Source organism: Mesorhizobium sp. M7A.F.Ca.MR.362.00.0.0 (assembly GCF_004023175.1).
Taxonomy (GTDB): domain Bacteria; phylum Pseudomonadota; class Alphaproteobacteria; order Rhizobiales; family Rhizobiaceae; genus Mesorhizobium.
Genome location: NZ_RZTF01000018.1, coordinates 21147 through 28442, shown reverse-complemented (window position 1 = coordinate 28442; position 7296 = coordinate 21147). Strand labels below are relative to the sequence as shown.

Annotated in this window: 6 protein-coding genes and 1 pseudogene; 4 read left to right on the top strand and 3 right to left on the bottom strand. The window is 64.4% G+C overall.

The window, feature by feature from the left end:
* Positions 1–223: 223 nt before the first annotated feature.
* The 3 genes from rpsU to EOC06_RS04740 all read right to left on the bottom strand — a co-directional run bounded on the left by rpsU (position 224) and on the right by EOC06_RS04740 (position 1957).
* On the bottom strand, positions 224–502 hold the full coding sequence (gene rpsU / locus EOC06_RS04750) for a 30S ribosomal protein S21 (protein WP_023810129.1): 279 nt from the start codon (positions 500–502) through the stop codon (positions 224–226).
* A gap of 201 nt (positions 503–703) precedes the next feature.
* Entirely contained in the window at positions 704–1090 is a 387-nt protein-coding gene (locus tag EOC06_RS04745; protein ID WP_127395264.1) for an SET domain-containing protein, read from the bottom strand.
* 108 nt (positions 1091–1198) lie between these two features.
* The gene (locus EOC06_RS04740) at positions 1199–1957 is read right to left on the bottom strand and encodes an SDR family oxidoreductase (protein WP_128307207.1); all 759 of its coding nucleotides are present in this window, start codon (positions 1955–1957) and stop codon (positions 1199–1201) included.
* 260 nt (positions 1958–2217) lie between these two features.
* Between EOC06_RS04740 and EOC06_RS04735 the strand changes: the two genes are divergently transcribed.
* From EOC06_RS04735 to EOC06_RS04720, 4 genes and pseudogenes are all read left to right on the top strand, one after another.
* Positions 2218–3471, top strand: coding sequence for a sarcosine oxidase subunit beta (locus tag EOC06_RS04735; RefSeq protein WP_127321970.1), 1254 nt, complete (start codon positions 2218–2220; stop codon positions 3469–3471).
* A pseudogene (locus EOC06_RS04730) lies at positions 3471–3886 on the top strand (hypothetical protein). The gene EOC06_RS04735 and the pseudogene EOC06_RS04730 overlap by 1 nt, the downstream one beginning before the upstream one ends.
* A gap of 11 nt (positions 3887–3897) precedes the next feature.
* A complete protein-coding gene (locus tag EOC06_RS04725; RefSeq protein WP_015315781.1) occupies positions 3898–4194 on the top strand; it encodes a sarcosine oxidase subunit delta in 297 nt (98 codons plus the stop codon).
* A complete protein-coding gene (locus EOC06_RS04720; RefSeq protein WP_128307206.1) occupies positions 4191–7184 on the top strand; it encodes a sarcosine oxidase subunit alpha in 2994 nt (997 codons plus the stop codon). The genes EOC06_RS04725 and EOC06_RS04720 overlap by 4 nt, the downstream gene beginning before the upstream one ends.
* Positions 7185–7296: the final 112 nt, after the last annotated feature.

Below are 7296 nucleotides of genomic sequence, written 5' to 3'. Positions count from 1 at the left end.
CGGCAAGGGCCAGGACGGAGAGCAGGGCCGCTGTCAGGGCGAAACCACGCAATGCGGTCCCGCGCTCCACGCTTGTTGCGTTCATGTCTGCCCTGTCCTCACTTCAAGCCGCGTCGTTCAGGTCCGGCTCCCCCTCCGGACCGGTCACATCAAAACAAAAAGGTGGCGGCGATTCTACATCGCGCCACCTCTGATATCCTTCGAAAAGGACGAAAAATTGGCGTTAGAACCGCGGCGGACGCGGAGCGCCACCTGCACCGCCGGCGGCGCCAGCAGCGACCGGGCGCGGCGTCATCGGCAGCAGGCCTTCGCGCTGGGCGCGCTTGCGGGCCAGCTTGCGGGCGCGGCGGACAGCTTCAGCCTTTTCACGGGCGCGCTTCTCGGACGGCTTCTCGTAGTGACCGCGCATCTTCATTTCGCGGAAAATGCCTTCGCGCTGCATCTTCTTCTTGAGAGCGCGAAGCGCCTGATCAACGTTATTGTCGCGGACGAGTACCTGCACGGGCAATCCTGTCTTTCGGGTTTGATATCAACAGGCAAGCGGCCATAGCCACTAGCCTCCGCAGCGGTTTACACCACGAATTGGGGCGGCTGATAGCAGAATCATGCCGCGCTGTCCACAGTGGAAATGAATTTGCGGGGCCAGCCGCCGTCTGTTTGCCCTGGGACAAGTGTGCCACTTGCCCATGAGATAAGGAGCCGACTAGGCCGTCGCGAGGTGCAGCAGCTCGAAATCCTCGAAGAACTCGCCGTAGTCGCAGGTGATCTCCTCGCCCACGGCGATGTCGCGGGTCGCGGTGGCTCCGCCATATTGCGAAAAATCCGTATTCGGATTGCTGGAATGGTTCATGAAGCGGCCATTGTCGACTTCATAAACCATGAAACCCGGCCGGTCCGGGCTCGGATAGGCATAGCGGTCGAGCAGTTCCCTAAGATGCGGGGGTGCCGTCTCGTATTTGTCCATGGGGATCAGCCGGTCGAAATCCGGATCGAGCCGCCAGATCGAAGCGCCTTTCCCGATCGGCTCCGCGGCGAACACGCCGACGCCTTCGATCGCGCTCGCAGTCACATAGGTTCTGATCAGCATCATGGTTCCAGACCCGCTTTTAGACAGGAACGGAATCGCCAAATCGCGGCGAAAAATCAAGAGCGGCTGTTTGCCTGGCGGCTATGAACATGCATCCCGCCGCTGGAATCTTCACGTCCGATTGATCGACACGCCGCCATCGGCAAACAGAGCCGCTCCGGTGGTGAAGCTCGAGGCGTCGGAGGCGAGATAGAGTGCCGAGTGGGCGATCTCCTCCGGCATAGCGATACGCTTCAAAGCATGCAGGCCTTCGACGAAGGTCCGCGATTCCGGAGTCTTGAAGGTTGCCGCCGGCGTGTCCGTGCCGCCGGGCAGCAGCGCGTTGACCCGCACACCTTTCGGGCCGTATTCGGCGGCCAGCACCTGGGTCAGCCCGATCAGCCCGGCCTTGCTCGCGGCATAGCTGGTCATGCCTGGCATGCCGACTGTGTGGCCGACGAAGGTGGAGGTGAAGATCAGCGAACCACCGCCACGCTCGACCATTGCCGGCACCTGGTATTTGGCGCCGAGAAACGCGCTGGTGAGATTGGTGTCGAGCGTCTCGCGCCAGCCTTCCAGCGGCAGGTCCGAAATCGGCCCCATCCGGCCGACGGCGCGGGCATTGTTGAAGGCGATGTCGAGCCCACCGAACTTTTCGACCGTCAGATCGACAAGGGCCTTTGCATAGGCTTCGTCCCTGACATCGCCGGCAAGCGCGATGGCCGCGCCATCATTGTCTTCTATCTCGGCGACAAGCGCATCGAGCTCGGCCTGGCGGCGGGCGGCGACGATGACCTTGGCGCCTTCCTCGGCAAAGAGTTTTGCCGAGGCCCGGCCGATGCCGGAACTGGCGCCGGTGACGATGGCGATCTTGTTGGCGAGTGCGAACATTTTTGCATCCTTTTCTTCGCGTCGGCTTTAGCGGCGATCCGAGATGCTTGGTCGCAGATGGGGCAAGCACGAGCCACCCGATACCTGCCAATGTGTGGAAGCGCCGGATGCGTCTTTTCCGCCACGGCGCAAAACGGCAAGCGCCGTCGCAAACAGCGCAAGGGTGGAAGCGCTGTTTCGCTAGTGATACACCTCGCGCGCCGGGACCGAATGAACGCCGGCCGCCATTCGCGAAGCCTTTTTGGGGCGAGGTTGGGACGTTGAAGAAATATTCGGTATTCGCCATCGCCCGTGAAGCCATGCGCGGTCACAAGGGCTGGGAGGAACAGTGGTCCTCGCCTGAGCCCAGGAAAGAATACGACGTCATCATCGTCGGCGCCGGCGGCCATGGCCTGGCCACCGCCTATTACCTCGCCACCGTGCACGGCATCACCAATGTCGCGGTGCTGGAAAAGGGCTGGCTCGGCGGCGGCAACACCGGCCGCAACACCACCATCATCCGTTCCAACTATCTCTATGACGAGAGCGCCGGCATCTACGACCATGCGCTGAAGCTGTGGGATGGGCTCAGCCAGGAACTCAACTACAACGTCATGTATTCGGCGCGCGGCGTCATGATGCTCGCGCACAATGTGCACGACGTCCAGGTGCTGAAGCGCCACGTGCACGCCAACCGGCTGAACGGCATCGACAATGAATGGCTGACGCCGGAGCAGGCGAAGGAATTCTGCCCACCGCTCAACACCTCCAAGGATGCGCGCTATCCGGTGGTCGGTGCGTCGCTGCAGCGGCGCGGCGGCACGGCCCGTCATGATGCCGTTGCCTGGGGCTATGCGCGCGGCGCCTCGGCGCGCGGCGTCCACATCATCCAGAATTGCGAGGTCACCGGGGTCAAGCGGGCGGCCAATGGCGCGGTGATGGGCGTCGACACGACGCGCGGCTTCATCGGCGCCAAGAAGGTCGGCGTCGTTGCCGCCGGCCATTCCTCCGTCATCATGAACATGGCAGGCGTGCGCATGCCGCTGGAAAGTTATCCGCTGCAGGCGCTGGTGTCGGAACCGGTCAAGCCGGTGGTGCCCTGCGTGGTGATGTCGAACACGGTGCACGCCTATATCTCGCAGTCCGACAAGGGCGAGCTGGTGATCGGCGCCGGCACCGACCAGTATGTCTCCTATTCGCAGACCGGCGGCTTGCACATATTGCAACATACGCTCGACGCCATCTGCGAGATGTTCCCGATCTTCACGCGCATGAAGATGCTGCGCTCGTGGGGCGGCATCGTCGACGTCACGCCCGACCGCTCGCCGATCCTGGCCAAGACGCCGGTGCCGGGCCTCTATGTCAATTGCGGCTGGGGCACGGGCGGCTTCAAGGCAACGCCGGGTTCGGGCCATGTCTTTGCCCACACCATCGCCAAAGACGATCCGCATCCGATCAACGCGCCCTTCACCATCGAACGCTTCCGCACCGGACGGCTCATCGACGAGGCGGCGGCGGCGGCGGTGGCGCACTGATGATGGCTGAGATGGCTGTCGCGATGCCGCTGATGCTGGCGGGGGAGCAAGTGCTGGCGGGAGAACGGGGCATGTTCCATTTTCCCTCGCCGGATGAAGTGCGAACGAAGCCGGCTGGCCGTTTTCGGTCGATGACGGCACGTTGGCCTGCGTCTGGAGCGGCGGCCAGAGGGTGGTGATGTTCTTCGAGGGACGACCCGAAGGGCTCGAAGAAGACGAGACATTCCAGCCGCGTCAAGTCATCGTCACAACCGATCCGATGCAGCTCACCCTCGGCAACATGGCGTCCCGCGATCTGTTTCGTCCCGCTGCAAGCGTGGAAGAGCGCATCCGGCTCGTCGCACCGTTCGCGACCCTGGGACAGAAGCTTTGCGATCAACCGGCGGGCGCCCGCGTCGGCCACGGCGAATTGTAGGAACGAACCAAATGCTTCTCATCCGCTGCCCCTATTGCGAGGAAGAGCGTCCGGAACTCGAGTTCCGCAACGCCGGCGAGGCGCATATCGCGCGCTCGGCCAACATATCAGGCGAGAGCGACGACGATTTCGAAAAATTCTTCTTCATCCGCTCCAACCCCAAGGGCATCATTTATGAGCGCTGGCGGCACATGCATGGCTGTGCGCGCTTCTTCAATGCCGTACGCGACACCGTCACCGACAAATTCGTCATGACCTACAAGGCCGGCGAGCCGAAGCCGTCGAAGCTCCCGGGAGTTGCCAAATGAGCGGCGCGTTCCGCATTCCCGGCGCTGGCCGCTTCAGCCAAGCCAAGACCGCGCGGTTCAGCTTCGATGGCCAGTCCTATGCCGGCATCGAGGGCGACACGCTGGCCTCGGCGCTGCTCGCCAATGGCGTCCATCTCGTCGGCCGTTCGTTCAAGTACCACCGTCCGCGCGGCATCCTGTCGGCGGGCGCCGAGGAGCCGAACGCCCTGGTCGAAATCAGGCGCGACGCGGCACGCAAGACGCCGAACGTGCGGGCGACCGTGCAGGAGCTCTATGACGGGCTTGACGCGCAGTCGCAGAACCGCTGGCCGTCACTGTCCTTCGACCTCGGTGCGGTCAGCGATATCGCCTCACCGCTGCTTTCGGCCGGCTTCTACTACAAGACCTTCATGTGGCCGAAAGCGGCGTGGAAGAGGCTCTACGAGCCAAAGATCCGCGCCGCGGCCGGTCTTGGCGTTTCCCCGGACCAGCCGGACCCCGACCATTATTCATCGCGCTACGCGCATTGCGACGTGCTGGTGCTCGGCGGCGGTGCGGCAGGCATCGCGGCAGCGCTTGCGGCGGCTGAGACCGGCGTGCGCGTCATCCTCGCCGACGAGCAGGCCGAGTTCGGCGGCAGCCTGCGTTTCGAGAGCGGCGCGAAAATCGACGGCCAGGACGGTTTTGCCTGGGCGCAAGCTGCCGTGGCGAAGCTCGCCGCAATGGACAATGTCCGCGTGCTGTCGCGAACGACGGCGTTCGGCTACTATGCGCAGAATTTTGTGGGGCTGGTCGAGCGTGTCAGCGAGCATCTGAGGACCCCCGGCCACGATCTGGCGCGCGAGCGGCTGTGGCAGGTCCGGGCCAAGCGCGTGGTGCTGGCCTCGGGCGCGATCGAGCGCCACATGGTGTTTGCCGACAATGACCGGCCGGGCATCATGCTGGCGGGTGCCGCGCGCACCTATCTCAACCACTATGGCGTCGCGGTCGGCAGGAATGTCGGCGTCTACACCGCCAATGATTCTGCTTACGCGGCGGCGATCGACCTGAAGAAGGCCGGCGTCAACGTGGCGGCGATCGTCGATCTGCGCGAAAATCCGACCGGACCGGTGATCGACGAGGCGAGGGCGCTCGGCATCGAGATCAATTTCGGCCGCGCGGTGATCCGCGCTGGCGGTAAGCTCAGGGTGTCGTCGATGACCGTGCAGCCGAAGAATGGCGGCGGCGAACGCACCATCGCGGTCGATGCGATCCTGATGTCGGCCGGCTGGACGCCGTCGGTGCATCTGTTCTCGCAGTCGCGCGGAAAGGTCGCCTTCAACGACGAGACCAAGCGCTTCGTGCCGGGCACCTATGCGCAGGACTGCGTCTCGGTGGGCGCCTGCAACGGCACCGACGGGCTGTCGGCGACGGTGGACGAGGCCTATGCGGCGGGCGCCAAGGCGGCGAAAGATGCCGGCGCCAAAGCCGCCAAGAGCAGTAAGCCGAAGGTCGATGCGTCGGAGAGCTGGTCGCGCGGTATGTTGGGCGCGGCGCCCGGCGCCGGGCCGGACACGACTGTGAAGGCGTTTGTCGATTTCCAGAACGACGTCACCGCCAAGGATATCCGCCAGGCGGTGCACGAAGGCATGCGCTCGATCGAGCACGTCAAGCGCTTCACCACCAACGGCATGGCGACCGACCAGGGCAAGACCTCCAACATGCACGGCCTGGCGATCGCCGCCGAGACGCTGGGAAAGCCGATCCCGGAGGTCGGCCTGACCACGTTCCGTGCGCCCTATACGCCGGTCACCTTCGGCGCGATCGTCAGCCATGCGCGCGGTCCGCTGTTCGACCCGACGCGCAGAACCGCGATCCATCCCTGGGCCGAGGCGCAAGGTGCCGTGTTCGAGGATGTCGGCCAGTGGAAGCGCGCCTGGTATTTCCCCAAGGCGGGCGAGGACATGCATGCCGCGGTCGACCGCGAATGCGTCGCGGTGCGCAAGACGGCGGGCCTGTTCGATGCCTCTACGCTGGGCAAGATCGAGGTGGTTGGGCCGGATGCGGCCAAGTTCATGGAACTGCTCTACACCAACCCATGGGAGAAGCTGGAACCCGGCCGCTGCCGCTACGGCATCATGCTGCGCGAGGACGGCTTCATCTATGACGACGGCGTCGTCGGCAGGCTGGCCCCCGACCGTTTCCACGTGACGACGACGACCGGCGGCGCGCCGCGCGTCATGAACCACATGGAGGATTATCTCCAGACCGAGTTCCCGCATCTCAATGTCTGGCTGACCTCGATCACCGAGCAGTGGGCTGTTATCGCCGTGCAGGGGCCCAAGTCGCGCGACATCATCGCGCCACTGGTCGAAGGCATCGACATGTCCGACGAGGCGCTGCCGCATATGTCGGTGCGTGAAGGCAAGATCTGCGGCGTGCCGACGCGGTTGTTTCGCATGTCGTTCACCGGCGAGCGCGGCTTCGAGGTCAATGTGCCGGCCGACTATGGCCAGGCGGTCTGGGAAGCCCTGTGGGCCGAGGGCCAGAAGCATGGTGCGGCCGCCTACGGCACCGAGGCGATGCACGTGCTGCGCGCCGAAAAAGGCTACATCATCGTCGGCCAGGACACGGATGGCACGGTAACGCCGAACGACGCCGGGCTCGACTGGGCGGTCGGCAAGAAGAAGACCGATTTCGTCGGCATCCGCGGCCTGACGCGGCCGGATCTGGTCGCCAAGGGCCGCAAGCAGCTGGTCGGCCTCAAGACCAGGGACCCCAAAGTGGTGCTGGAAGAAGGCGCGCAGATCGTCGAGGATCCGAAGCAGGCGATCCCGATGAAGATGATCGGCCATGTCAGCTCGAGCTATTGGTCGGAAAATTGCGGCCGCTCGATCGCATTGGCGCTGGTCGCCGGCGGCCGCGACCGGATGGGCGAGACCCTCTATGTGCCGATGCCGAATGGGGTGATCGAAGTGGAGGTTACCGGCATGGTATTCTTCGACGAGACGGGAGGGCGCCTCAATGGCTAAGGCCGCTGCAAGGAAGACGGCTCCGGCCGCATCGCCTTCGGTCGAACGCCGTCCGGCGCTGGCTGGGCGCAGCACCACTGCCGCCGCCGTCAAGGTCGAGGTGCTGCCGTCG